This is a genomic window from Mycobacterium sp. IDUB_5 (genome assembly GCF_055419565.1).
Map to the genome: position 1 here is coordinate 633,449 of NZ_JBVAXX010000004.1, position 26,743 is coordinate 660,191.

The 26,743-nt window shown below is 67.6% G+C and carries 26 protein-coding genes and 1 pseudogene; 16 read left to right on the forward strand and 11 right to left on the reverse strand.

Annotated elements, in window-relative coordinates; all coding sequences use genetic code 11:
* Positions 1-5: 5 nt before the first annotated feature.
* Entirely contained in the window at positions 6-818 is an 813-nt protein-coding gene (locus ACZY1G_RS16220) for a hypothetical protein (protein ID WP_463822942.1), read from the reverse strand.
* Between the two features lie 167 nt (positions 819-985).
* Between ACZY1G_RS16220 and ACZY1G_RS16225 the strand changes: the two genes are divergently transcribed.
* A complete protein-coding gene (locus ACZY1G_RS16225; protein ID WP_463822943.1) occupies positions 986-1,930 on the forward strand; it encodes an NADP-dependent oxidoreductase in 945 nt (314 codons plus the stop codon).
* Positions 1,931-1,953: 23 nt separating this feature from the next.
* Here the strand turns inward: ACZY1G_RS16225 and ACZY1G_RS16230 are convergent, their stop codons facing one another.
* Complete coding sequence (locus ACZY1G_RS16230) at positions 1,954-2,442, reverse strand: MarR family winged helix-turn-helix transcriptional regulator (RefSeq protein ID WP_463812853.1); 489 nt, start codon at positions 2,440-2,442, stop codon at positions 1,954-1,956.
* A gap of 33 nt (positions 2,443-2,475) precedes the next feature.
* On the reverse strand, positions 2,476-3,048 hold the full coding sequence (locus ACZY1G_RS16235) for a DedA family protein (protein ID WP_463823018.1): 573 nt from the start codon (positions 3,046-3,048) through the stop codon (positions 2,476-2,478).
* 196 nt (positions 3,049-3,244) lie between these two features.
* Here ACZY1G_RS16235 and ACZY1G_RS16240 point away from each other — a divergent pair, with 196 nt between their 5' ends.
* A complete protein-coding gene (locus ACZY1G_RS16240; protein ID WP_463812854.1) occupies positions 3,245-3,721 on the forward strand; it encodes a hypothetical protein in 477 nt (158 codons plus the stop codon).
* A 98-nt stretch (positions 3,722-3,819) separates the two neighbouring features.
* Here the strand turns inward: ACZY1G_RS16240 and ACZY1G_RS16245 are convergent, their stop codons facing one another.
* Together ACZY1G_RS16245 and ACZY1G_RS16250 are read right to left on the reverse strand one after the other, a co-directional pair.
* On the reverse strand, positions 3,820-6,711 hold the full coding sequence (locus ACZY1G_RS16245) for an MMPL/RND family transporter (RefSeq protein ID WP_463812855.1): 2,892 nt from the start codon (positions 6,709-6,711) through the stop codon (positions 3,820-3,822).
* Complete coding sequence (locus ACZY1G_RS16250) at positions 6,708-7,154, reverse strand: MmpS family transport accessory protein (RefSeq protein WP_463812856.1); 447 nt, start codon at positions 7,152-7,154, stop codon at positions 6,708-6,710. Before ACZY1G_RS16250 ends, ACZY1G_RS16245 begins: the two co-directional genes overlap by 4 nt.
* Before the next feature lie 243 nt (positions 7,155-7,397).
* Between ACZY1G_RS16250 and ACZY1G_RS16255 the strand changes: the two genes are divergently transcribed.
* The 4 genes from ACZY1G_RS16255 (at position 7,398) to ACZY1G_RS16270 (ending at position 11,071) form a co-directional block, all read left to right on the forward strand.
* Entirely contained in the window at positions 7,398-8,468 is a 1,071-nt protein-coding gene (locus ACZY1G_RS16255; RefSeq protein ID WP_463822944.1) for a sodium:calcium antiporter, read from the forward strand.
* 33 nt (positions 8,469-8,501) lie between these two features.
* Positions 8,502-9,347 (forward strand): MOSC domain-containing protein, encoded by an 846-nt coding sequence (locus ACZY1G_RS16260; RefSeq protein WP_463822945.1) that lies wholly within the window; start codon positions 8,502-8,504, stop codon positions 9,345-9,347.
* On the forward strand, positions 9,322-10,350 hold the full coding sequence (locus tag ACZY1G_RS16265; protein ID WP_463822946.1) for an alpha/beta fold hydrolase: 1,029 nt from the start codon (positions 9,322-9,324) through the stop codon (positions 10,348-10,350). Before ACZY1G_RS16260 ends, ACZY1G_RS16265 begins: the two co-directional genes overlap by 26 nt.
* Positions 10,351-10,429: 79 nt before the next feature.
* Entirely contained in the window at positions 10,430-11,071 is a 642-nt protein-coding gene (locus ACZY1G_RS16270; RefSeq protein ID WP_463822947.1) for a class I SAM-dependent methyltransferase, read from the forward strand.
* A gap of 11 nt (positions 11,072-11,082) precedes the next feature.
* Here the strand turns inward: ACZY1G_RS16270 and ACZY1G_RS16275 are convergent, their stop codons facing one another.
* Entirely contained in the window at positions 11,083-11,463 is a 381-nt protein-coding gene (locus tag ACZY1G_RS16275; protein ID WP_463812861.1) for a MarR family transcriptional regulator, read from the reverse strand.
* On the opposite strand from ACZY1G_RS16275, the gene ACZY1G_RS16280 reads away from it, so the two are divergent.
* A complete protein-coding gene (locus ACZY1G_RS16280) occupies positions 11,462-12,055 on the forward strand; it encodes an ANTAR domain-containing response regulator (RefSeq protein ID WP_463822948.1) in 594 nt (197 codons plus the stop codon). The genes ACZY1G_RS16275 and ACZY1G_RS16280 overlap by 2 nt on opposite strands.
* Here the strand turns inward: ACZY1G_RS16280 and ACZY1G_RS16285 are convergent.
* Positions 12,047-13,402, reverse strand: coding sequence for an NAD(P)/FAD-dependent oxidoreductase (locus ACZY1G_RS16285; RefSeq protein ID WP_463822949.1), 1,356 nt, complete (start codon positions 13,400-13,402; stop codon positions 12,047-12,049). The genes ACZY1G_RS16280 and ACZY1G_RS16285 overlap by 9 nt on opposite strands.
* Positions 13,403-13,485: 83 nt before the next feature.
* Between ACZY1G_RS16285 and ACZY1G_RS16290 the strand changes: the two genes are divergently transcribed.
* Positions 13,486-15,099 (forward strand): sensor domain-containing protein, encoded by a 1,614-nt coding sequence (locus tag ACZY1G_RS16290; protein ID WP_463822950.1) that lies wholly within the window; start codon positions 13,486-13,488, stop codon positions 15,097-15,099.
* On the opposite strand, the gene ACZY1G_RS16295 is transcribed toward ACZY1G_RS16290, so the two are convergent.
* Positions 15,087-15,941, reverse strand: a complete 855-nt coding sequence (locus tag ACZY1G_RS16295; protein WP_463822951.1) for a lysophospholipid acyltransferase family protein — start codon at positions 15,939-15,941, stop codon at positions 15,087-15,089. The genes ACZY1G_RS16290 and ACZY1G_RS16295 overlap by 13 nt on opposite strands.
* 85 nt (positions 15,942-16,026) lie before the next feature.
* Between ACZY1G_RS16295 and ACZY1G_RS16300 the strand changes: the two genes are divergently transcribed.
* The 3 genes from ACZY1G_RS16300 to ACZY1G_RS16310 are packed head-to-tail and all read left to right on the forward strand — an operon-like array spanning position 16,027 to position 17,920.
* Positions 16,027-16,773, forward strand: coding sequence for a TetR/AcrR family transcriptional regulator (locus ACZY1G_RS16300; RefSeq protein WP_463822952.1), 747 nt, complete (start codon positions 16,027-16,029; stop codon positions 16,771-16,773).
* 8 nt (positions 16,774-16,781) lie between these two features.
* Positions 16,782-17,147, forward strand: a complete 366-nt coding sequence (locus ACZY1G_RS16305) for an RNA-binding S4 domain-containing protein (protein WP_463812867.1) — start codon at positions 16,782-16,784, stop codon at positions 17,145-17,147.
* Between the two features lie 11 nt (positions 17,148-17,158).
* Positions 17,159-17,920, forward strand: a complete 762-nt coding sequence (locus ACZY1G_RS16310) for a DUF6498-containing protein (RefSeq protein WP_463822953.1) — start codon at positions 17,159-17,161, stop codon at positions 17,918-17,920.
* A 7-nt stretch (positions 17,921-17,927) separates the two neighbouring features.
* On the opposite strand, the gene ACZY1G_RS16315 is transcribed toward ACZY1G_RS16310, so the two are convergent.
* Positions 17,928-20,681: a helix-turn-helix transcriptional regulator gene (locus tag ACZY1G_RS16315; protein WP_463822954.1), complete on the reverse strand. Its 2,754-nt coding sequence runs from the start codon at positions 20,679-20,681 to the stop codon at positions 17,928-17,930.
* 34 nt (positions 20,682-20,715) lie between these two features.
* Here ACZY1G_RS16315 and ACZY1G_RS16320 point away from each other — a divergent pair.
* The 5 genes and pseudogenes from ACZY1G_RS16320 to ACZY1G_RS16340 all read left to right on the forward strand — a co-directional run.
* Positions 20,716-21,918, forward strand: a pseudogene (locus ACZY1G_RS16320) (thiamine pyrophosphate-dependent enzyme); the annotation flags it as partial.
* A gap of 15 nt (positions 21,919-21,933) precedes the next feature.
* The gene (locus ACZY1G_RS16325; RefSeq protein WP_463822955.1) at positions 21,934-22,911 is read left to right on the forward strand and encodes a quinone oxidoreductase family protein; all 978 of its coding nucleotides are present in this window, start codon (positions 21,934-21,936) and stop codon (positions 22,909-22,911) included.
* A 153-nt stretch (positions 22,912-23,064) separates the two neighbouring features.
* Positions 23,065-24,135 (forward strand): catalase family peroxidase, encoded by a 1,071-nt coding sequence (locus ACZY1G_RS16330; RefSeq protein ID WP_463812872.1) that lies wholly within the window; start codon positions 23,065-23,067, stop codon positions 24,133-24,135.
* Positions 24,132-24,698 (forward strand): cytochrome b, encoded by a 567-nt coding sequence (locus tag ACZY1G_RS16335; protein WP_463812873.1) that lies wholly within the window; start codon positions 24,132-24,134, stop codon positions 24,696-24,698. The genes ACZY1G_RS16330 and ACZY1G_RS16335 overlap by 4 nt, the downstream gene beginning before the upstream one ends.
* The gene (locus tag ACZY1G_RS16340) at positions 24,695-25,417 is read left to right on the forward strand and encodes a cutinase family protein (RefSeq protein WP_463812874.1); all 723 of its coding nucleotides are present in this window, start codon (positions 24,695-24,697) and stop codon (positions 25,415-25,417) included. The genes ACZY1G_RS16335 and ACZY1G_RS16340 overlap by 4 nt, the downstream gene beginning before the upstream one ends.
* A gap of 63 nt (positions 25,418-25,480) precedes the next feature.
* On the opposite strand, the gene ACZY1G_RS16345 is transcribed toward ACZY1G_RS16340, so the two are convergent.
* Positions 25,481-25,699: a hypothetical protein gene (locus tag ACZY1G_RS16345; protein ID WP_335332121.1), complete on the reverse strand. Its 219-nt coding sequence runs from the start codon at positions 25,697-25,699 to the stop codon at positions 25,481-25,483.
* Between the two features lie 96 nt (positions 25,700-25,795).
* On the reverse strand, positions 25,796-26,668 hold the full coding sequence (locus ACZY1G_RS16350) for a universal stress protein (protein WP_463812875.1): 873 nt from the start codon (positions 26,666-26,668) through the stop codon (positions 25,796-25,798).
* Positions 26,669-26,743 lie beyond the last annotated feature (75 nt).

The window sequence follows — 26,743 nt, forward strand, 5'->3', positions numbered from 1 at the left end:
CTCCACTAGGGCTGCGGCACAACGACACTCGGCTCCGGATCTTCCGCGGGTGCGGGCCCGGGATCGACCGGCGGCTCGACGGGCTCTGGCTGCGCGGCGGGCTCTGGCTGCGCGACGGGCTCTGACTGCTCCGCCGGCGCCGGAGTGTCCACTGACGGCTTGGGCAGTGGGTGCTTGACGACGATGGGCGGCAGCGCAGGGAGCGGCACGTTCACCACGACCACTGGCGCGGGCGGGGGCGGCACCGCGGGGTCGGCCGGCAGCACGGGCGCCGGGGCCGCAGGGGCCGGCGCAGCCACGGGAGCGACAGGCGCGGGAGCGGGCTTCTTCGTCGGGGTCTGACGCATGACGACCTGCGTGGCTGGCACGGACGGTGCCGCATCTGCCGACGGAGGCGTCGCGAGGATGGCCGCCGGTTCCACAGGTGCCGTCACCGGAGGCAGCGCGGACGCCGGAGCCGGAGTCGACGGCAGCGCCACCGCGTTCGGCCGGACAACCACCGGTGCCTGCTCGGCGGGGTGCAGATAGGCGAAGGCGACCACGCCCAGGGACCCCAACGCGAGCCCGGCGCCGACCATCGCTGCTACCAGCGCCGCGGTGACGCCGCGCTGTGCACGGTCGTCGAGATCCCCGAATTGATCACCGAACTGATCGAGTTCACCGAGGTCGCATCCGCTGTCGTCGGGCTCTCCGAGCGAGCTCGCCGACCATGCCAGGCCGCCGGCGCTGCGGTCGGTGTATTCCTGCGACGACATCGTCTGGTACTCAGCCGACGACACCGTTGCGGTCGTCATGCCGTGGTGGGCCTGGTCGTTCATGTGTGTTCCTCGGTGCAGGGCCCGCAGGGTCGGGGCCGCGTGCTGGGAAGTGAACTGGTCCCTCCGGCCTACCGATCCCAACTTGCTCTGAGGGAATGCTTCGACAGTGAAGCGAGTTGTCACCGTCAGATGCTTCGAATTCGAAGCACTTGATCGAGGAGGACACCATGAAGGCAGTGCGATTCCACGAGTACGGCGACAGTGAGGTGCTGCGTTACGAAGACGCGCCCCGCCCGGCAGCAGGCCCGCGGCAGGTGGTGGTCGAGGTTGCCGCGACGTCGTTCAACCCGGTCGACGCGGGCATCCGCGGCGGCTACCTGGCCGACGTCTACCAGGTCCGGTTCCCCCACATACCGGGCGTCGACGTCGCCGGCACGATCACAGAGATCGGTGACGACGTCACCGGGTGGAACGTCGGCGATGCAGTGGAGGCGTTCCTGCCCCTGGACGCCGACGGCGCGGCCGCCGAGTACGCCGTCGTGCCGGCCGACGCGTTGGCCGCCGCTCCCACCTCGGTGCCGCTCGCCGACGCAGCAGCACTGCCCGAGCCCGCGCTCACTGCCTGGCAGGCCCTGTTCGAGATCGCCGGCCTCACGGCCGGTCAACGTGTCCTGGTCAACGGGGCATCCGGGGCTGTGGGCGGCTACGCCGTTCAGCTCGCCACGCAGGCCGGCGCACAGGTCACCGCGACGGCCAGGGAGCGCGACGCGCAGCGGCTGCGGGATCTCGGCGCCGATCGTACGGTCGGCTATGTCGACTATGGCCGGACGCCGATCAGCGTCGAAGGCGCGCCGTTCGACGTGGTGCTCAACCTGATCTCCACCACCGACGAACAGACCGAGGCGCTGATCGGCCTCGTCGCCGATGGCGGCGTCCACGTCGGCACCATGGCGTTCGGACCGGAGAACCCGCCGCGGGGCATCCGCAGCCAGCGGGTGTTCGTTCGCAGCGATGCCGCTGGGCTGGCCGCGCTGGTGGACCGCGTCGACGCCGGGCAGCTGCGCATCGAGGTCGCCGACCGACGTCCCCTCGATCACGCCGCGGCCGTGCACGACGATGCGGACAACGGCCGCCTGCACGGGAAGACGCTCCTGATCCCCGTCCGGCACTGATGCCTGCCGGGCCGTCCCTCGCCTCAGTCGGCGCGGCGCCTGCGGGGGGCGGCCGAGCGCGGTGGGCGGGCACGCATGTGGTCGCGAGCCGTGCTCATCATGTCCCCGAGTGCGCGCACGTCACGGGCAGACAGCGCGTCGAAGAGCAGCTCCTGCACCACCCGGATGTGCCCCGGCAGTACTGCCGCGACCAGGTCACGGCCCTGCTCGGTGATCTCGACGACGGTGGCGCGTTGATCGTCGGGGGAAGCGGTACGGCTGATCAGACCGTGGCTCTCCAGCAGGCCGGCCTGATGGGTCAGTCCCGAGCGGCTGTAGACCACACCGTCGGCGAGTTCGGTCATCGTGAGCGGCCGATCGCTGTCTGTCAGCTTGGCGAGGATCTCGAATTGCACATAACTCACGCCGCCGTCTTCCTGCAGCTGTTGGCGCACCGCGTACTGGAGCAGGCTGACGGCCTCCATGAGGGCGAAGTACGCCCGCAGTTGCGTCGGGTTCAGGGAGTCGGCCACGGCCCGACCTTAGTGCTTCGATATCGAAGCGGCTCACGCTCGCGCGCGGCGCCTCCGCGTCACCACGAATCGGACGAGCCACAACGCGACGCCGCCGATCACGAGGTACTGCAGCACCGCGGTGTACGGATCGATCGCGTGCCAGTTCGCCCCCAGCAGGTAGCCCGCGCCGATCAACGCGCTGTTCCAGACGAGGCTACCCAGCAGCGTGAGCACCGTGAACAGCGCAAAGTTCATGCGTTCCGCGCCCGCCGGGATCGAGATGAAACTGCGGAACAGCGGAATCATCCGGCCGAACAGCACCGCTTTGGCGCCATGTTTGCCGAACCACGCCGTGGTCTTGTCGACATCCTGGGCGTCGACCAGGGGCATCCGCAGGATCAGTGCACGCATCCGGTCATGTCCGAGCCACGCGCCGAGCGCGTAGAGCAACCAGGCGCCGACGAGGGACCCCGCGGTGGCACCGGCGATCGCCTCGGCCAGCGAGAGGTCACCGAGACGGGCGGCGAAGCCTGCCATCGGCAGGATCACCTCGCTCGGTACGGGCGGGAAGACGTTCTCGGCCGCGATCGCGATGCCCGCGCCCAGGCCTCCCCACCGCTCCATCAGCTCGACCGTCCAGCCGGCAATACCATCCACAGCGGTCGCGGATTGTGTCGACAACGGGGCGCCTTTCGTGAGGGGATCACCCGCGAGGGTACCGACGAGCGCCTGGGCCACCCTTCCTGTGTCGTTGCTGTGAGCGCGCTTCACAAACAGTTAGCCCGGGTAACCTTCTCAGTGGAACGTGAGGAGATACATCGTGGGACTCGGCCTATGGGGTGATCTGGCGGCACTTGCCGCAGTCGCCGAAATCGTGTTTGCCACATGCGTTTTCGTCTACATCGGCCGGCTCGAGCGGCGGACGTCGCATCCGCTGGGCGACACCGTCGGCGCGCACAAGGACGTGCTGGCGAAGCTGCGCAAACGGCAACCGCTGACGCGTGACGAAGCCCACTATGCCGCTGAGTTGATCGACGACGCCCGGTCCCCGCTCGCGTACGCCATCCCCGCAGCGCTGTTCACCCTTGGCTTCTTCTATGTCGTGGGGTGCCTGTTCGTCTTGCACCTCGACGGCGGCAATCCGTCGTTCCGCACGTTCATCGGCGGCATCCCGATGCTGACCTCGATGAACATGGCCAATCAGCTCCGCCGCGTCGCCGCGCTGAAGGGCAACCTGCGTGACGCCGAGGTGCTCGACACCGAGCCGATCGAACAGCGCGAACCCGCCCACGTCTGAGCCGAGCTAGTTCGAGCGTGGGCCCTGTGCACAAGATGTGTCGGAAACCTGTACCCAGGCCCCACGTTCGACCAGTGTCCCGAGCACCGTGCCCGCGCTCACTTCGCGGGCCGGACCACCGGGTCGTCGTCCTCCCACAGCAGGAGCTGACGCACCGCCGCCCGCGAGCCGTAGGGCTGCAGCATCGCACTCGCCGGCCGCGGCCGCACCCGTAGCGGCCACCAGAACCAGCGGCCCAGCAGCGCGGCTACCGCCGGGGTCATGAAGGACCGCACGATCAGGGTGTCGAACAACAAACCCAGCGCAATCGTCGTGCCGATCTGGCCCAGGATGCGCAGATCGGCGAACAGGAACGACGCCATCGTCGCCGCGAACACGAGCCCGGCCGCCGTCACGACCGATCCCGATCCCGCCATCGCCCGGATGATCCCCGTGTTCAGCCCTGCCCCGATCTCTTCCTTGAAGCGCGAGATGAGCAACAGGTTGTAGTCGGAGCCGACGGCCAGCAGCAAGATGATGGCCAGTGCCAACACGATCCAGTACAGCTGGATGCCCAACAGGTCCTGCCAGATCAGCACCGACAGGCCGAACGACGCGCCCAGCGACAACGCCACCGTGCCGACGATCACGAATGCCGCGACGATGCTGCGCGTGATGAACACCATCACCAGCAGGATCAGACACATCGCCGCGATGCCCGCGATCATCAGGTCGTACTTCGCGCCGTCGGCGATGTCCTTGTAGGTGGCCGCGGTGCCGGCGATGAAGATTCGCGAGCCGGCCAGCGGTGTGCCCTTGACGGCTTCGACCGCCGCGTGCCGGATCGAGTCGATGTGCGAGATCCCCTCGGTGGTCGCGGGATCCCCTTCGTGGGTGATGATCATCCGCGCGGACTTGCCATCGGGTGAGAGGAAAAGCTTGAGACCACGCTGGAATTCGGGGTTGGTGAACGCTTCCGGCGGCAGATAGAACGAATCGTCGGTCTTCGACGCGTCGTAGGCCGCGCCGAGCTGCGTCGAGTTCTCGAGCGCCCGCGAGTTCTGGTCGTTCAGACCGGACTGCGTCGCGTAGTTCGTCATCGTCAGATCGCGGTTCGTCTGCTGATCACTGATCTGCGGTGGGATCAATGCCAGCAGTTTCGGTTGCAGCGCATCGAGTTTCGCGATACTCCCGGCGACGTTCGCGAGCTGGTCGGTCAGGTCGTTGATTCCGTCGAGTGCGTCGAACAGCGACCGCAGCGCCCAGCAGATCGGAATGTCGTAGCAGTGCGGTTCGAAGTAGAAGTAGTTACGGATCGGTCGGAAGAAGTCGTCGAAATTGGCGATCTTGTCTCGCAGATCCTGGGCTGTCGCGACGGTCTGCGCGAACGCCTGGGTCTGCTCATCAGTGACTGCTGCCGACTGCTGTTGCAGCTCATACTGTTTGCGCAACGTGTTGATCGAGTCGTTGATGACGCCGACCTGCTTGAGCAGGTCCGCGGTGCGCGCCTGCTGGAAGGGCAGCGAGTTGATCTGCGACGCGCTACTGGCGCTGAGCTGGAACGGAATCGACGTGTGGTCCAGCGGGGTGCCCAGCGGGCGCGTTATCGACTGCACCTGCGCGATGCCGTCGGTGTGGAAGACGGCCTTGGCGACCCGCTCGAGCAGGATCATGTCGGTGGGGTTGCGCAGGTCGTGGTCCGCCTCGACCATCAGCAACTCGGGCTCCAGCCGCGCCTGGGAAAAGTGTCGCTCGGCGGCGGCGTAGCCGACGTTGGCCGGCGAGTCGGCCGGCATGTAGGTGCGGTTGTCGTAGTTGGTCTTGTAGTTCGGCAGCGCCAGCAGACCGATCAGGGCGATCGCGACCGTCGCCACCAGAATCGGGCCGGGCCAGCGGACGATCGCGGTGCCTATCCGCCGCCACCCGCGGGTGCTCATCGGCCGGGCCGGTTCGAAGAGTCCGAAGTGCCGGCCGATCGACAACAGGGCCGGCGCCAACGTCAGCGCGGCTATCACGGCGACCAGGACACCGATGCCGGCAGGCACCCCGAGGCTCTGGAAGTACGGCAATCGGGTGAAGGTGAGGCAGAGCACCGCGCCCGCGATCGTCAAGCCCGACCCCAGGATGATGTGCGACGTGCCGTGGTACATCGTGGTGAACGCCGCGATGCGGTCCTCCCCCGCGTGGCGCGCCTCGTGGAACCGTCCGAGGATGAAGATCGCGTAGTCCGTGCCCGCCGCGATGACGAGCAGGGTCAGCAGATTGGTCGAGTACGTCGAGAGCTCGATGATGCCGGCGTTGGCCAGCACCGCGACCACACCGCGCGAGGCGGTCAACTCGATCATCACGGTGAAGATGACGAAGAACACCGTCGTGAGGCGCCGGAAGTAGACCATCAGCATGACCGCGATGACGCCGATGGTGAGCAGCGTCGTCTTCAACGTGCCCTGCCGTCCGACCTCGAACTGGTCGGTGATCAGCGGCGCCGGGCCCGTCACGTACGCCTTGACCCCCGGTGGAGCCGGAGTGTTGTTCACGATGTCGCGCACGGAGTCGACCGACTCGTTGGCCAGTGACTCACCCTGGTTGCCGGCGAGGAACACCTGCACCAGTGCGGCCTTGCCGTCGGAGCTCTGCGAACCCGCCGCGGTCAGCGGGTCGCCCCAGAAGTTCTGGATGTGCTGAACGTGGGTGGTGTCCTGCGCCAGCTTGGCGACCAAGCCGTCGTAGTAGCGATGAGCGTCGGCGCCGAGCGGTTGGTCGCCTTCCAGCACGATCATCGCCGAGCTGTCGGAGTCGTACTCCCCGAAGTCCTTGCCGATGCGCTTGCTGGCCTGCAGCGACGGCGCGTCCTTGGGGCTCAGCGACACGTTGTGGGATTCGGCCACCGTTTCCAGCTGCGGTACGAAGACGTTGGTGATGACCGCGGTCGCGAGCCAGAACAGCGCGATCAGCACCGAGAAGCGCCGGATCAGATCCGGGATCGACCGCCACGACATCCCGGCGCTCATCCGGACTTGTCCAGGCAGAAGGTGTAGGCGTTCAGCGTGTTCACCTGCTTCTCGTCTTTGACCTCGCCGTCGATCGTGATCCGGCAGCCGATGGCGTCACCGTTGGCCTGGGCGGCGACGTTGACGAAGACGGCGGGGTCGGTGGTGATGGCGTCGTAGGACCAGGGCAGCGCAACTCCGAGCGCTTTCTGCGGCTGGGCGTGCACGTCGAGGTAGGTGACCGTGGCGGTGGTGCCCGGCGGACCGAAGACGTCGAGGACGACGTGTTTGGGGTTGAACGGCACGATCTGGCTGTCCGACCCGCTGGGCGTCGCGGTCACGTCCTCCGAGGCGAAGATCCCGTGCAATCGGTACACCGCGAACCCGGCCACAGCGATCACCACGATCGCCACGATCAGCGGCCACCGTCGCCCGAGCCGCCGAGCGAACGAGTTCCGCTGCATGCGTTGGCCTTTCAGGAGCGGCGACGAGGCGCGGACCGTCCGAGGATCGCTAGGGTCGCTAATCAACTTCGTTGACGGTACGACACGGGACCGTACCGCACAACATCAGGCCACGACATCCTCGTGGGTCGCCCTAATCCTCACTGGCCCCGGGCTTTCAGGAAGTTGACAGGTTTCTCGTCGACTGACCGGGTACGTGTGTCGCACTGTGTAGTCCACTGCCACACCTCGAGAGGGAATTCCGTGTCCGGTTGGCCGATGTGGGCTCTGCTGCTGGCCTTCGCCGCGGCTGCGGCGGCGATCTGGGTGGCCGGTATCTCGCTGTCGAACCAGACCGATGTGCTGTCCACCCGGCTTCATCTCGGATCAGCCCTCGGTGGGCTCATCCTGCTGGCGATCGCCACGAACCTGCCCGAGATCGCGATCGTCGCGAGCGCCTCACTCTCCGGCAATCTGGGCGTCGCGGTCGGCAACATCCTCGGCGGTATCGCCATCCAGACGGTGGTTCTCGTGGCACTGGACGCGTTCGGAATCCGCGGTCCGCGGCCTCTGACCTACCGCGCCGCCTCGTTGGTTCTGGTGCTGGAGGCCGCGCTCGTGGTCGCGGTGCTGGCGCTGGTGATCGCGGGGACCCAGCTCCCGGGAACATTGATCGTCTGGCGCGTGACCCCCGCCGCTCTCCTCATCCTCGTGGCCTGGGTGGCTGGGCTGCTGTTGCTGCGTCGTGCCGGGCAGTCGCTGCCATGGCACGAGTCCGGACAACCGCCGGATGGCCAGGACAAACCCAGAGGACACAGCACCGCACGCACTGAGAGCCAAGCGACCGCACGCGGCATCAGCACCGCGAGGTCAGCGCTGTTCTTCGGTCTGGCCGCGGTGGCGACTCTCGTCGCGGGCATCGTCCTCGAACGCAGCGGTGATGCCATCGCCGACGGCATCGGCCTCTCGGGGGTTCTGTTCGGCGCCACCGTCCTGGCCGCCGCGACATCACTGCCCGAGCTGTCGACCGGTCTGGCATCGGTGCGCCATGGGGACTATCAGCTCGCGGTGTCGGACATCTTCGGCGGGAACGCCTTCCTCCCCGTGCTGTTCCTGATGGCCACCATGCTGTCAGGTGACGCCGTGCTGCCGCACGCGGAACGCACCGACATCTACCTCACGGCGCTGGCAATCGTTCTGACATTGGGTTATGCGGCCGGTCTGCTGTTTCGCCCGCAGCGGCGCATCGCCCGGATGGGCATCGACTCTCTGGCTGTTCTGGTGATCTACGTCGTGGGAGTCGTCGGGTTGTTCGCCATCGCGCACGCGCGCTGACGGCATTCCCCGACCCGTACGCTGGTGCAGACCATGACTACGGTTCTCAGCGGCCGGGTGGCTGCCCTGCGCCGCTACCCCGTGAAGTCGATGCTCGGCGAGGAGTGCGCCCGCCTCGAGCTCGGCCCCCTCGGTGTCGCTGGAGACCGCCGGTTCGCCTTCGTCGATGGCGAGACGGGACGCGTGGCCACGGCCAAGAACCCTCGCCTGTGGCGGCACCTGCTGCACTGCTCGGCGAACACCGGGGACCGCGGTGTCCTGGTCACCATGCCCGACGGCCGCGCGATACCGGTCGAGCAGTCGGCCGATGCGGTGTCGGAGCTGGTGGGACGGCGCGTGGCCCTGGCCGACGAGCGCAGCGCGGGGGCCTCCGTCGAGCGCGCCGATCCGGTCGACGTGCTGACACATGGCATCGACGCCGACATCGAGGCCGAGATCCTCGAGATCGCTCAGGGCACACCGGGCGGCGCTTTCGTCGACCACTCCCCCGTGCACCTCATCACCACCGCCACACTCGACGCCATCGGGCTCGACCGCGCCGAGGCCGTGCGCTACCGACCGAACATCGTGATCGAGACACCCCCGGGCTGTCCACCTTTCGTAGAGAACGACTGGGTCGGTGTCACCCTCCACATCGGCGGTGTCGAGGTGCGAGGGACACTCCCCACGCCCCGGTGCGCCGTCCCCACGCTCGAGCACGGATCGCTGCCACGGTCGCCGCTGGCCGTGCGCTACGCCCTCGAGCACAACCGCGTCCAGGCGGGCGAATTCGGAGTTCTGCCCTGCGCGGGCATCTACGCCGAGGTCGTCACCGGCGGCTTCCTCGGTGTCGGTGACGAGGTCCGGATCAGGGATGATGCAGTTCCTGCGCATCGGTGAGCGCAGGCTGGCGTACGAGGTGCGCGGGCCGGCCCACAGTGCCGAACCGCCACTGATCGCTCCCGCATGGTGGGTGAGCCACCTCGAGCTCGACTGGCAGCAGCCGGGCGTGCAGCACTTCTGGACGGGAATGGCGGGCGATCGCACACTGATCCGATACGACCACCTCGGCGTCGGCATGTCCGATCGGGACGTGCGCGAGGCCGACCTGACCCTTGAGGCCGAGGTGGCGACGCTGCGGGCGCTGTGCGACGAGCTGGGGTTGGACCGGGTGTCGCTGCTGGGCGGCTCCTCAGGCAGCGCGACCGCAATCGCCTTCGCCGCAATGTATCCCGAGCGAGTGGACCGTCTGGTTCTCTATGGTGCGTATGCGCGCGGCGACCTGCTCACCCCGCCGGAGGTGGGCCGGGCGATCATCTCCGCGATCGAGGTGCACTGGGGTCTGGGCGCTCGCGTGCTCAGCGACGTCTTCCTCGGCAGCGCAGACATCGCCGAGCACGATCGGTTCGCCCGATTGCAACGCGCTTCGGCCACGGCGCAGACGGCTGCGGCACTGCTCGACATGGTGTATCGGCTCGATGTCAGTGCGTATCTGGCCGATGTGCGTGCTCCGACGACGGTCGTGCATCGCCGCGACGATCGTGCGGTTCCGTTCCGGCTCGGGCGAGAGGTCGCCGCCGCTATCCCTGGCGCAATTTTCGTTCCACTGCAGGGTGATTCACACTTCCCCTGGCACGGTGACGTCGACGCGGTCGTCCGGGCCTGCCGCAGTGGTCGCTCCGACGCTGGTGACGCGATGGCGCCGGATCCAGGACCACTGTCACTCCGCGAGCGGGATGTCCTGGGCTGCGTGGCGCGGGGTCTCAGTGATCGCGAGATCGCCGAAGAGCTGGCCGTCAGCCCGCACACCGTGCACCGTCACGTCGCCAACATCCGCCACAAACTGGGCTGCCCGTCGCGCACCGCGGCTGTCGCCGAGGCGGCCCGCCGCGGGCTCCTCTGACTCACCGGAACCGGCCACCCGACCACGATGGCCGATTCAGGCGATGCAGCGCTCACCCGGTGGCTCGTACATTCGATCCGTGAACCAGGCGTGGTTGCGCGTGATGGCGCTGCTCTACGACCCCTTCTTGTGGCTGGGCGAGGTCGCGGGTATGCGTCGACGCCGAAGGGCGCTGCTCGCCCAGGCATTCGGGCGGGTGCTGGAGATCGGGGCGGGCACCGGTCTGAACCTGCCGTGGTACCCGGGCGCGATCGATGAGCTGATCCTGGCCGAACCGGAACCCGGTATGCGCGGCAGGCTGAACCGTCGGCTCCATCATCTGGGCCGGGTGGCTCGGATCATCGATGCACCGGCCGAGGATCTTCCGCTGCCCGACGGGTCGGTGGACACGGTTGTCTCGACTTTGGTGCTGTGCACCGTCGCCGAGCCCGAGAGTGCGCTGCGGGAGATCGCCCGCGTGCTTACTCCGGAAGGGCAGCTGGTGTTCGTCGAACACGTGCGGGCGCGATCGCGGTGGTTGGCGGCGTTCCAGGATCTGCTGCTACGACCCTGGCGTGCTTTCGCGGGCGGATGTGTCTGCAACAGAGACACTCTCGAGACGATGGCGGCCTGCGGTCTCATCCCGGAGGTCGAGCACGCGACCTGGCACGGCATGCCGGCGATCGTCGGGCCACTCGTCATCGGGCGGGCGCACCCGTCGGCTCGGGCTGTGGCGGACTGACGACCGTCTGATCAGACCAGCATCCGCCGGTACTCCTGCGCGGGTTCGCCTGCAGCAGTGGCGAAGTCCTCGAGCACTGTCGCGAGGAGTTCGCGCCGCTCCGGCGCCATCTGGCGCAGCGCGCGGCGGATCGCGGTCCGCCGGTGGCGGATCACGGTGTCGATCAGCGCCTGCCCCTCGTCGGTCAACGTGAGTGAGATGTTTCGTCGGTCGACGGGATCCTGACGGCGGTCGATCAGGCCGATCTTCAGCAAGCGATCGACGAGCCGGCTGGCATTGGACGGATTCACCTGCAGGCCTTCGGCGACGGCGGCGATGTTCATCGCCCCGCGGGTGGCGATCATCATCATCACCCGGACCTGAGGCACGGTCACCACGTCATCGACGGTCATGATCGATGCGGCGGTGATTCCGACCAATGCACGGGAAGCGCGCATCACCGATTCGACCTGCTCGTTGCTCACGCCGACTATCGTGCGCTCGGCCATGTCCGCGTCGCCCGTCCTCGAGATCGTCCTTGCGAAACAGTGCGCATGGACCACGAATTGGCACCTGCAGCTCAGCGTACATGCGCGACCCACCACACCGAACGAAGCTCAGCTAGCAATCATTGCGCTTGCGCACGCATCGGCGTACAAAAGGAAAATGACCGGCGCGCTCACCACGTCGGGCGCCCGCCACGCCGACGTGGACGACCTGCGCGAGACGATCGCGCAACTGCGGGACAAACTCGCCAGCCAACCTGTCATCGAACAGGCCAAAGGCATGCTGATGCAGACCTTCGGTATCGACGCCGAAGGTGCCTTCGACGTCCTTCGGGTGCTGTCGCAGGACTGCAACGTCAAGCTTCGTGATGTCGCGATCGTCATCGTCGAGTCGTGGCGCGACGACGGCCCACGGCCCGACTTCGATGCGGCCTCCGACATTCTGGTCGACCTTCGCGAGAGCCTCCGCGGCGGGAACCGTATCGCGCCTCTACGCTGACTTCTCCGGACCGGTGTTGTAACTCTGATGCACCGGCGATTCCCACGTGTAGGGCTCCTCGGGATGGCCGGAACCTCCCAGGATGAAGGTGCGGTCGCTGCGGTTGGCCCGGGCGATCGTCGCCATCCAGGTACCGACCGTGTTGAACCTGTTGCGCACTCCGGTCAGGAAGGCGATGTGTATGAAACCCCAGCCCAGCCAGCCCCATGTGCCGGCCAGCCTCACGGGTCCCGCTTGCAGCAGTGCGTTGCCGCGGCTGATGTAGGCCGCTGAGCCGAGGTCGCGGTAGCGGTAGTTCTTGCGTCGCTTTCCGCTCAGATCGCGACGGACACATGCCGCGGCGTGCAACCCGCCCTGCATCGCGTTCTCCGCCACACCGGGTAGACCGTCGCGACCTGCGAGGTCACCGATGACGAAGACCTCTCGATGGCCGGGCACCGACAGGTCGGGATCGACGGTGACGCGGCCGGATCGGTCCGTCTGCGCCCCCAAGACGTCGGCGGCGTGCCGAGCGAACGGCACCGCTTCCACGCCGGCTGTCCACAACACCGTGCGGGTGGCGTAGTTCTCCTCCGGCCCGCCCCCTTTCGGGCTCACGGTCACGCCGTCACGACGGACATCGGTGACGTGCACGCCGAAGTGCAACTCCACCCCGAGCTTCACCAGCGTCTCCTGCGCCCGGCCGGCCAGCGCGGGGGCGAAGCTCTTCAACACGCGATCGCCGCCGTCGAACAGCAACACCCGCGCCTCACGCGGCTGGATGCTGTGGAATTCGTTGGCCAGCGCCCGGGTCGCCAATTCCCTGATCTGACCGGCTAATTCGACGCCGGTGGGACCACCGCCGGCGACGGCGAAGGTCAGCCACTGGTCACGTTCAGGTCCTGGCGGCAGTGTCTCGGCGATCTCGAAGGCCGCGAACACCCGCCGCCGGATACTCAGGGCGTCGTCGAGCGTCTTCATCCCCGGCGCCCACGTGGCGAACTCCTCGTGACCGAAGTAGGACTGGCGCATGCCGGCCGCGATCACCAGGTAGTCGTAGTCGACGTCGAAGGTGGAGTCGTCGGGCCTGCGTGCGGTGACCCGTCGGGTGGCGGGGTCCAGTCGAATGGCCTCACCGAGCAATGTTCGGACGTTCGGGTGGTGTTCGAGTTCCTCGCGAAGCGACCGGCTGATCTGACCGATACTGAGGGTGCCCGTGGCGCATTGGTAGAGCAGGGGCTGGAATACGTGGCATGCGGCTCGATCGAGCAAGGTCACGTCGACGTCGATCCCGCGGAAGCGACGGGCGCAGAACAGGCCGCCGAATCCGCCGCCGATGATCACGACCCTGGGACGCTCATTAGCCATGGCACCGTCGATACCCGTTTCTCACCGGTTGCACCCGCCGACACGCTAGCCTCGACGAGAGGGATCGGGCCGGCGGGGGCGGTATGTCAGAGGAGGATACCGACGCCATCACGGCGCCGGTGGACAGCGCAGAAGGCGCCGAGCGACGCCTGCGCGCGCTGTTCGACCTGGCCAGCGACGGAATCTGTGTTCACCAAGACGGCGCGATCGTGTTCGCGAACACCACTGCGGCGCGGTGGATGGGGTTGGCGGGCAGCCACGACCTGGTCGGCCGGAAAGTGTCGGACTTCCTGGCGGCCGATGTCATGCCGAGCGTGCAGCGCCGTCTCGACGGCCTGCACAACGCGGGTGACAACGCTCCTCCGGCGGAGGTTCCGATGAGCCGATCGCGCGGGGCGATGCGTGACGTCGAGGCGACGTCGACCCGCATCGACTGGCACGGCCGGCCCGCGATCGTCACCTACTTTCGAGACCTGACCAAGAGCCGGGCGGCGGAGCTGCTGCGCTATCAGGCAGCTCTTCTCGATCACGTCAGCGACGGGGTTGTCGGGCTGTCGCCGGCAGGCTTGGTCAGCAGCTGGAACGCGGCGGCCGAGAAGATCTACGGCCGCACCGCCCAGGAGGTCCGTAACCGTCCCATTCAGGACGTGGTCGGCGCCGGCGTGGACGCTGAGCGGCTGATCGACACGCTCGGAGTTCTGCACACGACGCATGTCGCCGCCGACGGTTCGCCACGCTTCATCCGGCTCACCGGGGCACGGACCGCCTCCGGCTATGTACTGATCTGCGCCGACATGACGGCTCTGCGCCGTGCCGAACGACACTTCGAGGCCGTCGTGACAGCGCTCGACGCCGGGGTGGTGGTGTTCGGCCCCGACGGTTCGGTGATGTCGACCAACCCTGCGGCGCAACGGATTCTCGCCACAGTACGGCCCGTCAACGCGCCGTTCGCGTCCGACGTCCCCCTCGTCGACGCGGAGGGCCGCGCACTACCGGTGATGCAGCAGCCCGTCTGGCAGGTCTCGCATTCCGGCGTTCCGCAGGTCGACCGCGTGGTCGGCGTCGACTGTGAGGACGGCAGCAGGGTGTGGCTGTCGATGAGCACCCGGCGCCTCAGCCCCGACGATCCGCTGCGCTCGCCGGTCGTGGCGACCTTCATCGACATCACCGCCCAGAAGGTGGCTCACGAACGCGCCGAGCACGAAGCGGTTCACGATGTGCTCACCGGACTGCTGAACCGTTCGGGGGCCTTCGCCCGCATCGCGGCGTCGCTGCGTCCGGATGCGGTCCAGCGGCTCAGCGCGGTGCTGTTCATCGATCTCGACGACCTCAAGTTCGTCAACGACTCGTTCGGCCATGACGCAGGCGACGCGGTGCTGGTGACGGCCTCGGCGCGGATGAAGGCCGCGCTACGGCAGTCCGATGTCATCGCACGGTTGGCCGGTGACGAGTTCGTGGTGTTGCTGATGCAGCGCATCGAACAACCGGATCTGGATCAGCTGGTCAATCGATTACATTGCGCGGCAACCGATCCCATCCGGTACCACGACATCGAGATCACCGTGACCGCGAGCATCGGTGTCACGCTGGTCGGACGCAACGACGTACGGGATGCGCTCGAGCTGCTGCGCGCCGCCGACGAGGCGATGTACAACGCGAAGTCCTCCGGGCGCGGCCGCACGCGCTATGCGGTGTGAACCGGAGGCCGGACGGCGTGGCGCCAGGCGAGCGGATTAAGCCGACGGAACGGATCCTCGGCGCGTAGCGCACGCACCTGGTCGAGGATCGTCTCCAGCGCGCTCTGCGTCACCTGTTTGACCTCCTGCTCCCACGACTTCGCCGCGGCGTCGGCGGGCATCGTGGTCGTGATCGGCTCGCCGAAGCGCAGATACATCCGCTGCGGCCGGGGTGCGAGCGTCGGCCCCACGCCGCGCATCAGGGGGACGCCGACACCGCTCACGCCGTGCAGCCGTTCACCGATCCCCCGGGTCATCCGATCCCAGACGCCGTCGCGCTCGGTGATGCTGGAGAACACGTCATCGCCTCCGACGAGCCCAACGGGCACGATGGGGTAGTCGTGAGCGATCGCCAGCCGCGCGAAGCCGCTGCGACCCTGCCAGAGGAGGCGGTACTCCTCGCCCTTGAACTTGAGCATGTCGCGTCCCCCGCCGGGGAACACCAGCACGGTTTCGCCCCGGCTCATCAGATCCGCGGCCTGGGCGGGATCGCCGACCACGGCGCCTGCGGCTTCGGCGATGTCCCGGCTGAGCCCGCGCATGTCGGCCAGCTGTCGGGTCGCCAGCCCTCTCACCCGGACGCCCAGCTCGGCGTGCACGAAGTACGGGATCATCACGATCTCCGGCCAACCCGCCATCGTGTGGTTGCCGACCAGCAGGAATCGCCCGTCGCGTGGCAGCCGGTCGAGGCCGTCGACATAGATCCGGGACAGCGACACCGCGGCTTCCAGCCGGTCCGCCAGCGAGAAGATCGCCGATTGCAGGGCTGTCACTCGCGTCTCCCGGTCGAAGAACAGGTTCATGCGCGCAGCCTACCCCCGAAACTGACCAAAGTACCGATATGGTCAGTTTGTACACCGCGGACCTGCCCGCCGATATAGTCGGCGGGTGAGTTCCGTCGCCCTGCCCGAGCAGCAGTCGGCCAAGGCGGCGCGATTGTTGGCTGCGGCAGGCGAACTGCTGCTCAAACGGGGTGCGCGGGGTTTCACGGTGGCTGATGTCGCTGCGCGTGCCCACGTCGGCAAAGGCACCGTCTACCTGTACTGGCCCACCAAGGAAGACCTTCTCGTGGGGCTGGTGGGGCGCGGATTCATCGGGATTCTCGACGATCTGATCACCCGACTCCGCAGTGATCCCGATCTGGTACGTCCGTCCCGCTTCTGTCCGATGATGCTCGACGCGGCCGCCAACCACCCGTTGATCGCGGCGGTACAGCGCCAGGACGGCGATCTCCTCGGGATGCTGGCTGACCATCCCCGCTCCATCGCCCTGCACGAGACGCTGGGGCCGAGTGCCGTCGTCGGCGCGGTGCTGCCGGTGTGGCGTCGCCACCGGATGGCCAGGGGTGACTGGGAGCTCGCCGATCAGTCGTTCGCCCTCCACGGTCTGGTCACCGGTGTCGCGATCTCGCTGGTGTCCGGCGTCGGCGACCCCCGCCCGGTGTCCGATCCACTGCAGGTGCTCAGCACCGCAGTCACCGCCCTCCTCGGGCCGGAGGGCGCCACCGGCGACGACATCGCCACGGCGTCAACGGAAGTCGCGGAGTTCCTCGGTGAGCGCCGCAACGTCGCGGTGGGGCTCATCGCTCACGACGACGTGCAACCGCGCCCCCGCCACGCTGACCGTGCTCCATGATGATCGCCATGGAGGCGACGCGCGTGGATCGTTGGCTGTGGGCGGTCCGGCTGACCAAGACGCGTCCGGACGCCGCGGCGGCCTGCCGCGGGGGTCATGTGCGGGTCAACGACAAGCCGGCCAAGCCCTCGACGATGGTCGGTCCAGGTGACACGGTGCGCGCCCTGGTCGGTGATCGCACCAGGATCGTCGAGGTGGTCCGGGTGATCCAGAAGCGGGTCGGGGCCGCTGATGCTGTCACCTGCTACCTCGACCGCACGCCGCCCCCACCTACGGTCGTGGCGGTGCCTGTTGCCGCGAGAGACCGCGGCGCCGGACGGCCGACCAAGCGGGACCGCCGTCTGCTCGACAAGTGGCGCGCCCAGCAGCGGTGAGGGCCTCAGCGATGCTCCGGATCGCCAACATCGCCGCTCTGATCGCTGTCATCGCCGTGCCCGTGGTCGGGTGGTTCAGCCAGGGTTGGTCAGGCGCCACGACGCTGATCGTGTATTGGTTCGAGACGGCGCTCGGCTGCGCTCTGATCGCGCTGCGGATTCGGTTGCACCAGCGATGGTCTCCGCGGGTGGGGCATTTCCGATATCGACCGCCCAGTGAGAGCGGGTACCGGACGACGGGTTCGTTCGTCAGCGGATTCGCGGTCACCAGTTCGGTGTTCGCGCTGGCACACGCTGCGTTCCTCGGCATCATCCTCTTCCTGTTGCATCGCAATGGAGACCCACACATCGCGGACGTCAACTGGGACCAGGTGCGCATCGGCTGCCTGGCGGTCGCTGCGTTGCTGATCCTCGACGCGGTGATCGATCTGGCGACTCTGCGGAGGTGGAGCTTCTGGCAGATCGAGCAGACCGCACAGCGCGGGCTGAGCAGGATTGTGGTCGTGCACCTCACGCTGATCTTCGGGATGGCGGGCATCGCGGTGACCGGTGCTCCGTCGACCCTGTTCAGCGTCTTCGTGGTCCTCAAGACCATGGCCTCGCTCAGCACGCTGTTCCCGCAGTGGGAACCGGCCCGCCCTCCGGCATGGTTGAGTCGCTTCCTGAACCGAATCCCCAACGCCCACCCGGGCGAACGATTCGAGGAGTTCTGGGCCAAAGATCGCGCTCAGGAACAGAAGCGCCGGGAACGCAACGAACAGCCCTGGCCGTGAACCGTCTTCACACGTCCATGGCACGAAGCTGCCGACGCGACGTGATACCCAGCTTCTGGTAGATATTGCGCAGATGCCATTCGACCGTGCGGTGGCTGATGAGCAGCTGCGCACCGATCTCCACGTTGGTCTGGCCCTGGCGCACCAGGCGGCTGATGTGCCGTTCCTGAGTGGTCAGTTCGGCGTCGTAGCGACGCCCACGGACGCCGAAACTTCCTCCCGCGGCTTGCAACTCGCGAGCAGCACGCTGTGCGAATCCGTCCGCACCCATGGCTGCGCACAGGTCGTGGGCCGCGCGCAGCTGTGTACGCGCATCGCCGTCACGGCCCACTCGGCGCAACCATTCTCCATAGACGAGGTGCGTCCTGGCGCGGTAGACCGCCAACGGGCTACGTTCCAGATGCATGAGCGCCCTGCGGTAGTCGGCATCGGTCGCCCGCTCACCTCGGGCCAGCGCTGACGCGCGGGCTGCCAGCCCCAGTGCTGATTCCGTTCCACTGGCGGCCGCGCGCCGCCCCAGCTCCTCGGATGCCGCACGTGCGGCAGCGAAATCCCTTGTGTACGAAGCAGCTTCGACAGTCTCCAGCAGCAAGCTACCGGACAGTCCGATGTCGTCGAAGTCCTGCCCGCACCGGCAGGCTTCATAGGCCTCCGCGTACCGCGCCAAACCGTTGTACAGCAGGGCTTGCGAGTAGTAGGCAACCGTCACTTCGGTCCCCTCGCCCCGCGCGGAGGCTGCCTCGACCGTTCGAGCTGACATGTCCAGCCACAGGGCTTCATCGCCGCGGTGGGCCGCGAGCAGGGCGGTGCCTGAGCGGTGCGGGGGCGCACCCGTGGCAGCCGAAACGATGAACGCCTCGTCCAAAAGTGCCTGAGCGCTGTCGAACTCACCATCGATCACCCGGACAGCAGCCGCCGTGGTCAGGGCCGCGGGTAAGACCGTGAGTTCGCCGGCGTCCCGAAGCAACTCCAGCTGCCGCATCGCCAGGGTGTCGTAGGCGCCGAAGTCGAAAAGATCCAGACAGATTCGGTTGGTGATGTCATGCCATCGCGGATCTGCCGTCCCCGCCTGTACGTCCCGCAGATAGGCATGCAACGCATTCTTGAGTAGCGGAGCGGCCTCGGTGTACCCGGTGTGCAGCCTTACAGCGAGTCCGTCCAGCAGGAGATCGACAGCCCGAGGGGGTTCCGGAGCGCGGGGGCCCCGCCGCGCAGCCTCGGCGATCCGAGCGGGTTGGAGGTCGACGTCGTCGGCCAGCCGGCCGACGATCATCGCGGCCATCAGTGCTGACAGGTAGGTCTCGCGTGCCACCAACGGCTCGTGGTCGGACAAGGCGCGGGCCGCAGCCATGAGCAATCCAGGTCCCGTTCGTCCGCGGTCGGTCGCGAATGCGACGTGAGCGCGCAGTAGGGCCATCCGTGCCCGATGCGCGTCGTCGACGGTCGTCGCATCGGCGATGTCGATCAGCCGCGTCGCCGCCGTGGCGTCGCCCGCATCGAGTTTGGCCGCTGCGGCCTCGAGCGCCCGGCGCGCCCGACGCACCGGGTCGGGAGTCAGGTCCACCGCGTACTCGAGGAACGCGGCGGTCGCGGCCACTCCGCCGCGGGCTCGGGCACGCTCGGCGGATGCGCCGAGCTCGGCGGCAACCGCTTCGCTGGGCGAGGCGATCGCGTGGGCTCGATGCCACGCCCGGTAATCGGCCGTGTCAGGTCCGGTGATCGCATCGGCCAACGCGGCGTGCACGAGGTGCCGCCGGGCGGCGGGCTCACTGCGGTACACCGCCGAACGCACCAGCGGATGGCGGAACACCACCCGGGTGTCGAGAGTGATCAGGCCTGCGAGCTCCGCGGGCTGGGCGTCTACGACTCCCACCCCGACCGTCTCGGCCGCCGCCCACAACCAGGCCGGGTCACCGACCGGTTCGGCGGAGGCGAGGAGAAGGAGCATGCGCGTCGCATCGGGTAGTTCCTGCACCCGATCGATGAACGTCTCCTCCATCGTTGTGGCGACAGGGCGCCAGCGGTCGAGCGCGAAACCGCCGGCGAGTTGTGCCGGTCGAACCATCCTGGGCAGCTCGACAAGTGCGAGCGGGTTGCCGTGGGCGTCGGCCAGAATCCGCTCGCGCACTCGATGATCGAGACGACCAGGCAAGGTTGCGTCGAGCAGCGTCTGCGACTCGAGGTCGTCGAAGGGCTGCAGGTGCACGTCAGAGATGCCATCGAGGTGATCTCCTCCACCGGGGTCCCGGGTGGAGAAGATCAACGCGACCCGGTCGGCGAGAAGACGCCGCGCGACGAAACCGAGCGACTGGCGTGACCTCTCGTCGATCCACTGCGCGTCGTCGACGATGCACAGCAGCGGGCTGTCCGCGCCGGCATCACTGAGCAGATTCACCACTGCCAGACCGACAAGATAAGGATCAGGGCCAGCGGCCATTTCAGCGTCCAGAGCTGCCCGCAGCGCGCGTCGTTGCCCCTCGGGCAGCGACGCGTCATCGCCGCCGATCTGTAAGCAAAGACGTTGTAGCGCAGCGAAATCGATGATCATCTCCGATTCGACACCGCTGATTGCGATCACCCGGAATCCATCGGCATGGTCCTGGGCGACGACGGAGAGCAGGTGCGTCTTGCCCAGACCGGCACCGCCGCGCACCACAAGCGCCCCACTTCGTCCCTGCTTGGCCGCGGTGATCACCTCGGCTATCCGATCCCATTCGGACCGCCGACCGACGGAGACGCCACGGCGCGCATCCTCACCCACCCCGTCATCACCACACGCTCCGAGACGTGGGCCCCCTGCGGCCTTCATGCAGGCCTATGTCGTGGCCATGCAACCGCCGAAAGGGCCTGTGTTCCTGTCGATTCCGCTCGACGACTGGGACAAGCCGGCCCTGGGTCCCGCCGTGGTGCGCGGGATGAGTGACCGAGTGGCACCCGACGCCGGCCGACTGGCCGAGTTCGCCGAGCGCATCAGCAGGGCGAAGCGGCCGCTGCTGCTGCTCGGACCCGAGGTCGATCGCGACGGAGGGTGGGACGCCGGTATCGCCTTCGCCGAGAAGCTCAAGGCGCCCGTGTACGGCAGCACCCTGCCCGACCGGGTCTCGTTCCCCGAGAACCATCCCCTTGCGCAGGGTCCGCTGCCCATGACGATCGCAGGCGTCAACGAAGCTCTGCGCGGCTACGACCTGGTGATCGCCATCGGCGCTCAGGTCTTCCGCTATTACCCGTTCGTCGCCGGCGACTTCGTCCCCGAAGGCACCGAGGTCCTGCAGATCACCGCGGACCCCCACCTGTCGGCGATCGCGCCCGTCGGCGACAGCCTCATCGGCTCGGTCCGGATGGCGCTCGAGCAGTTGGTCGACATGATCGAGGTGCCGGGAAATCGCACCGCGCCGACGCCGCGGCAGCTGCCCGAGGTGACCGAGGTGGAGCCCGCGAACGCGCCGCTGACGGCCGATCAGGTGTATCACGTCATCAGGACCGTCAAGCCCGAGGATTCGGCGTTGGTCAACGAGTCGACGTCGACGATGGCCGAGCAGCTGTCCTGGTGCCCCACCACCAACAGCGACAGCTTCTTCTCGACGCCCAGCGGTGGCATCGGATGGGGTGTTCCCGCCGCGGTGGGCATCGCACTGGGCGACCGCGAGCGCGGCGTGAACAGGCACGTGGTGGCCACCATCGGCGACGGCTCCTTCGAATACTCGGTCCAGGCCATTTGGACTGCGGCACAACACAAGTTGCCGATCGTGTTCGTTGTGTTCCGCAACGGCGAATACGCGATCCTGAAGTCCTTCGCGCTGCTGGAGAAGACTCCGCATGTGCCGGGTCTGGATCTGCCGGGTCTCGACATCGAGTCGCTGGGCAAGGGATTCGGCCTCCGATCGGTGACGGTGGACGGAACCGAGTCGCTCGCCAAGGAGTTTGAGGCGGCTCTGGAGGCCGACGGGCCCACGGTCATCGTCGTCCCGACCAAGCCCCAGCTGCCGTTCCTCGGCTGAGACGATCCCGCTGTCATGCACGCCATCCAGGTGACTCGCCACGGTGGGCCCGATGTTCTCGAGTACACCGAGGTGCCCAAACCCACTCCGGGCCCTCGACAGGTGCTGGTCAAGACCGAAGCCATTGGCGTCAACTTCATCGACACCTACTTCCGCACCGGTGCCTACCCGCACGCACTGCCGTTCATCCCCGGCTGCGAGGTGTGCGGAGTGGTCACCGAGCTGGGGAGCGAGGTCACCGGCTTCCGGGTGGGCGACCGGGTGGCGGCGGCCGACACCGACGGGACGTACGCCGAATACTGTGTGGCGAACGTCGACCTGACCGCGCATGTACCGACGGGCATCTCCCCCCAGGTCGCCGCCTCGGCACTCCTGAAAGGGGAGACGTCGCACCTGCTGATCAACTCCGTCTATGCGGTCAAGCCCGGAGACACGATCCTCGTGCACGCCGGCGCCGGTGGCGTCGGGCTGATTCTGACCCAGTGGGCCACGACCAAAGGGGCTCGGGTGATTACGACGGTCTCGACGCCGCAGAAGGCGGAGTTGTCCCGGCAGGCCGGAGCGTGGCACGTGCTCGACTACCCGGAAGATGCGGACGCTTTCGGACAGGAGATCCGAGCGCTGACGGAAGGTGAGGGGGTGGCCGCCGTGTACGACGGGGTGGGGAGGTCCACATTCGATGCCAGTCTGAAGAGCCTGGCGATCCGCGGCACGCTGGCCCTGTTCGGCGCCGCCAGCGGGCCGGTACCACCGGTCGATCCACAACGGCTCAACGCCGCTGGATCGGTGTACCTGACGAGGCCCTATCGCACCCACTTCAACCGCACCGCGGACGAATTCGCTTGGCGGGCGGGTGAACTGTTCGACGCCATCGGCTCGGGTGCGATCACGGTGACCGTCGGTGAGACCTATGCATTGCGTGATGCCGCGCAGGCGCACCGTGACCTGGAGGCTCGACGCACCCACGGCTCGACCATCCTCGTACCGAACTGACGGAGTTCCGGTTAACCCCACCTCGGAGTTACCGGCAGCCTCCAGCTGCGTCTGGCGGTACCGCCAATGCCATCAGCGATCCCGAGGAACAGAATCGAGCGTGACCATGTACAGACCGGGCGCAGCGCGCCGCCAGCAATTAAGGTACCGAAGGTGAGGGGGGACTGGGGCGCACAGATCGACCGGCGATCAGTGCTGAAAGGTCTGGCCGCCGTCGGCGCCTTCCTCGCCGTGGACCTGGGCGCAGTGGCGTACGCGAACAACTGGATTCGGCCGGCCGCGAGCTTCACCCGGCAGACGGTGATCGACGGTCTGCGTGGGGTCTACGGGGTGCACCCCGGGTTTCGCAAGAACCACGCGAAAGGGGTTGCAGTCGAGGGCTATTTCGACAGCAGCGGGCAGGCTGCCACCCTGTCCACGGCTGCCGTCCTGCTCGCCGGCCGTACGCCGGTCGTCGGACGATTCTCCCTGGCAGGCGGCGACCCGTTCGTCGCCGATACGCCCGGTGCGGCCCGCGGACTGGGGCTGGCGTTCGGGCTGCCCGGTCGCCAGCAGTGGCGAACTGCGACGCTGAACCTGCCGGTGTTCCCGGACAATTCGGCCCAAGGCTTCCTGGACAGGGCCGTGGCAGGCAAGGTGGTCCCCGGCACGGGTAAACCCGATCCGGCTGCGATGTCCGCGTTTCTCAGCGCTCATCCCGAGACGGCCGCGGCGATGAAGATCATCAAAGCACAAACCCCGACAACGGGTTTCGCGGACAGCACCTTCTCGGGCCTCAACACCTTCTACGCCGTCGACGCCTCCGGTGAGCGGACACCGGTGCGCTGGTCGTTTATCCCCCTCCAGGCGTCGTTGCCCGCCGGAGCGGGACGTGATGGCCTGTTCGACGCCCTGGTTCGGCAGATCCGCAGCACTCCGCTTCGGTGGCGGCTCGAATTCGTCGTCGGCCAACCCTCGGACCCGCACGACGACGCGACGCTGCCGTGGCCGGCGGATCGACAGCGCGTCGACGTCGGAACGCTCACGCTGACAACCGCTCTCACGGAATCCCGCGGCAATGCGCGCGATGTCAACTTCGATCCGCTGGTGCTGCCCGACGGTATAGAGCCGTCGGCCGATCCTCTGCTGAGTGCGAGGTCCTCGGTGTACGCGGCGTCTTATCGGCTCCGCACCGGCGAACCGATCACGCCGTCGGCCGTCCAGGTCGACGAGGTGCGCGCGTGACCGGCCCGCAGCGCTTCGCGGTACGCTCCCGGATTCTGCACTGGATCACCGCGATCGGCGTGTTCGCCGCCCTGCTGATCGGCTTCGCGATGGTGAACTCCATCGGCTCGTACGCCGTATTGGTGGCGGTGCACATGAGCATCGGGATCACGATCCTGGCCGTCACGGTGCTGCGTCTGGTCAACCGCCGGATCACCCATCCACCGGCGTGGCCGCCCACCGTCGGACGGCTCGAGGGGAAGGTCGTCACGTACTCGGAACGGCTGATGTACGCCCTGCTGCTCGTGCAACCCCTGGTGGGATGGGCCATGGTGTCGGCGGCCGGGCGGCCTGCCGTCGCCTTCGGGGTGCACCTACCTGCGATCGCGCCGTTCAATGCGGCAATGTATTTTGTTCTCCGGCAGACCCATTCGGTACTGGCCTACCTCCTGGTAGCCGTCATAGCCGCGCACGTCTGTGCGGTATTGCTCCATACCCTGACCCTTCGTGATCGCATGCTCTCGCGCATGTTGTTCGGGCGATCGCCGGAGGGGCGTGCCACCACTGTGAAAGGACCGTCATGACGACCAGCCCTCAGATCCGGCGCATGAGCCACCTCGTCGGCGCGGTCGGTGCGGTCGTCGCCGCGTGCGTGGGACCTCAGGCCGCCGGGACCGCCGCGGCACAACCAGCGCCGGCCTGCCCGGCGGTCGAAGTGGTGTTCGCCCGAGGCACCTTCGAGGCGCCCGGCATCGGGGACACGGGTCAGGCTCTGGTCAATTCGTTGAATGGGCGCCTCAGCACGCCAGTGGCCACCTACGGGGTCAATTACCCTGCCTCGCTGGACTTCCAGGCCGCTGTCAATGGAGTCGCCGACGCCGCCGGCCACATCCAGTCGGTGGTGCAGAGCTGCCCGAACACCCAGATCGTGCTGGGCGGCTACTCCCAGGGTGCCGCGGTCGCGGCCTACACGACGTTCGATCACGTGCCGCCCGGATTCATCCTGCCGCCCAACATCAGCGGGCCGATGCCGGCCTCGGTGGCACCGCACGTCGCGGCGGTCGTCCTGTTCGGCACGCCGGACCCGTTCTTCCTCAACCTCGTCGATCGCAACGCACCATCGTTGACCGTCGGGCCGCTGTACGCCGACAAGACGCTGCAGCTGTGCGCTCCGGGCGATCCGGTGTGCCAGCCAGGTGCCTTCGATCGTGCCGCTCACAGCGCTTACAAGAGCAACGGCATGGCAGATCAGGCGGCCGCCTTCGTCGTCGATCACCTCAGCGGCGGCGCTGACGCCACGTGAGCCGCATCTGACAACGCAAGAAGGGCGCCCGCACGAGCGGGCGCCCTTCTCGGTGGTCGTCTATCAGGGGTGAACCGTGGTGTCCACGTGCGGCACGTGTACGTGGGGGAACAGCTGGTCGTACCACGGGTAGTAGTCGTTGCTGTATCCGTATCCGTGGTGCCCGTAGCCGTAGCCGCCGAATCCGAAACCGCTCTGGTCGGCCTGCGCCGGACCGGCGAAACCGATCACCGCCGCGGTCATTGCACCGGCGACCATGCTCATCAACCCGAACTTCTTCATCGCTCTCGCCTCTTCTTGTCTCTGCTGGGCGGTGGCGCCGCCTATGCAGGGTCAAACAGACATACGGGCGATTTGATTCCATCGCTGCTGCAAAAATCAGTCCCTGGGCCAGACGATGAGCGGCACGGGCAAGGCTCGCAGGATCTTGGCGGCCGAGCGGCCGAGGAACAGGCGCCGCGGCGCGGCCAGGCGGCTCGAACCCACCAGCGCGACCTCGTCATCGGAGAACTCGACACCTGCGACGGCGTCCTCGAGGGAATCACCCCGGCCGATGATGCTGCTCACCGAGCATTCGGCCGGCAGCCGCTGCGCGGCGGCGTCGACCAGCCCGGCCGCATGCTCTTCGGCAGCTCGCGTCCACTCGCCGCCGTCTCCGTTCGCGTCCTCGTCGAGTGCCACCAATGACATCACGCGCAACGGCACCCGCCACTCGCCCGCCAGCCGTAGCGCGTTGTCGAAGAGCACCTCGTTCCCTGGCCGCAGCCCGACCGCGCACGTGATGCGCGAGACCCTCGGCTGCGCCTGGTACTGCGCCGGCGCCAGCGCGACCGGCACCGAAGAGGCGTGAAGCAACGCATCGGCCAGGCTGCCCAGCCCGAATCGGCCCCCGAATCCGCCACTGCGCACCCGGTGGTAGGTCCCGACGACGATCAGCGCCGCCTCCCCGCGCCCGGAATCGGTGGCCGCGTCGAGCAGTCCCTGGGTGATCGAATCGGCGCGCTGCACCAGACCCTCGGCGGTCACGTCATCGGGAACGCGGGACAGGCCGTCGCGCAGCCACTCCCAGCCCTGCTCCTCGAGTTCGGTGTTGAAGGCCTGGTCGGGCGAGTAACGCTGGAATGTGGGCGCGTCGCTCGGCAGCACCGACACCAGATCGAGCGTGGCGCCCGAGGTGCGCGCCAAGGTGGCCGCGACGTTGACTCCGTCGACCCCGCGCTGGCGCGGACCGTACCCGACGACATACCGCATGGCTGGTGACGCTACAGAGCCGCCGAGGTTGTGGTAAGCCCCTTGAGTACGTTTCGTCCCCCGTGAGATGGCGGT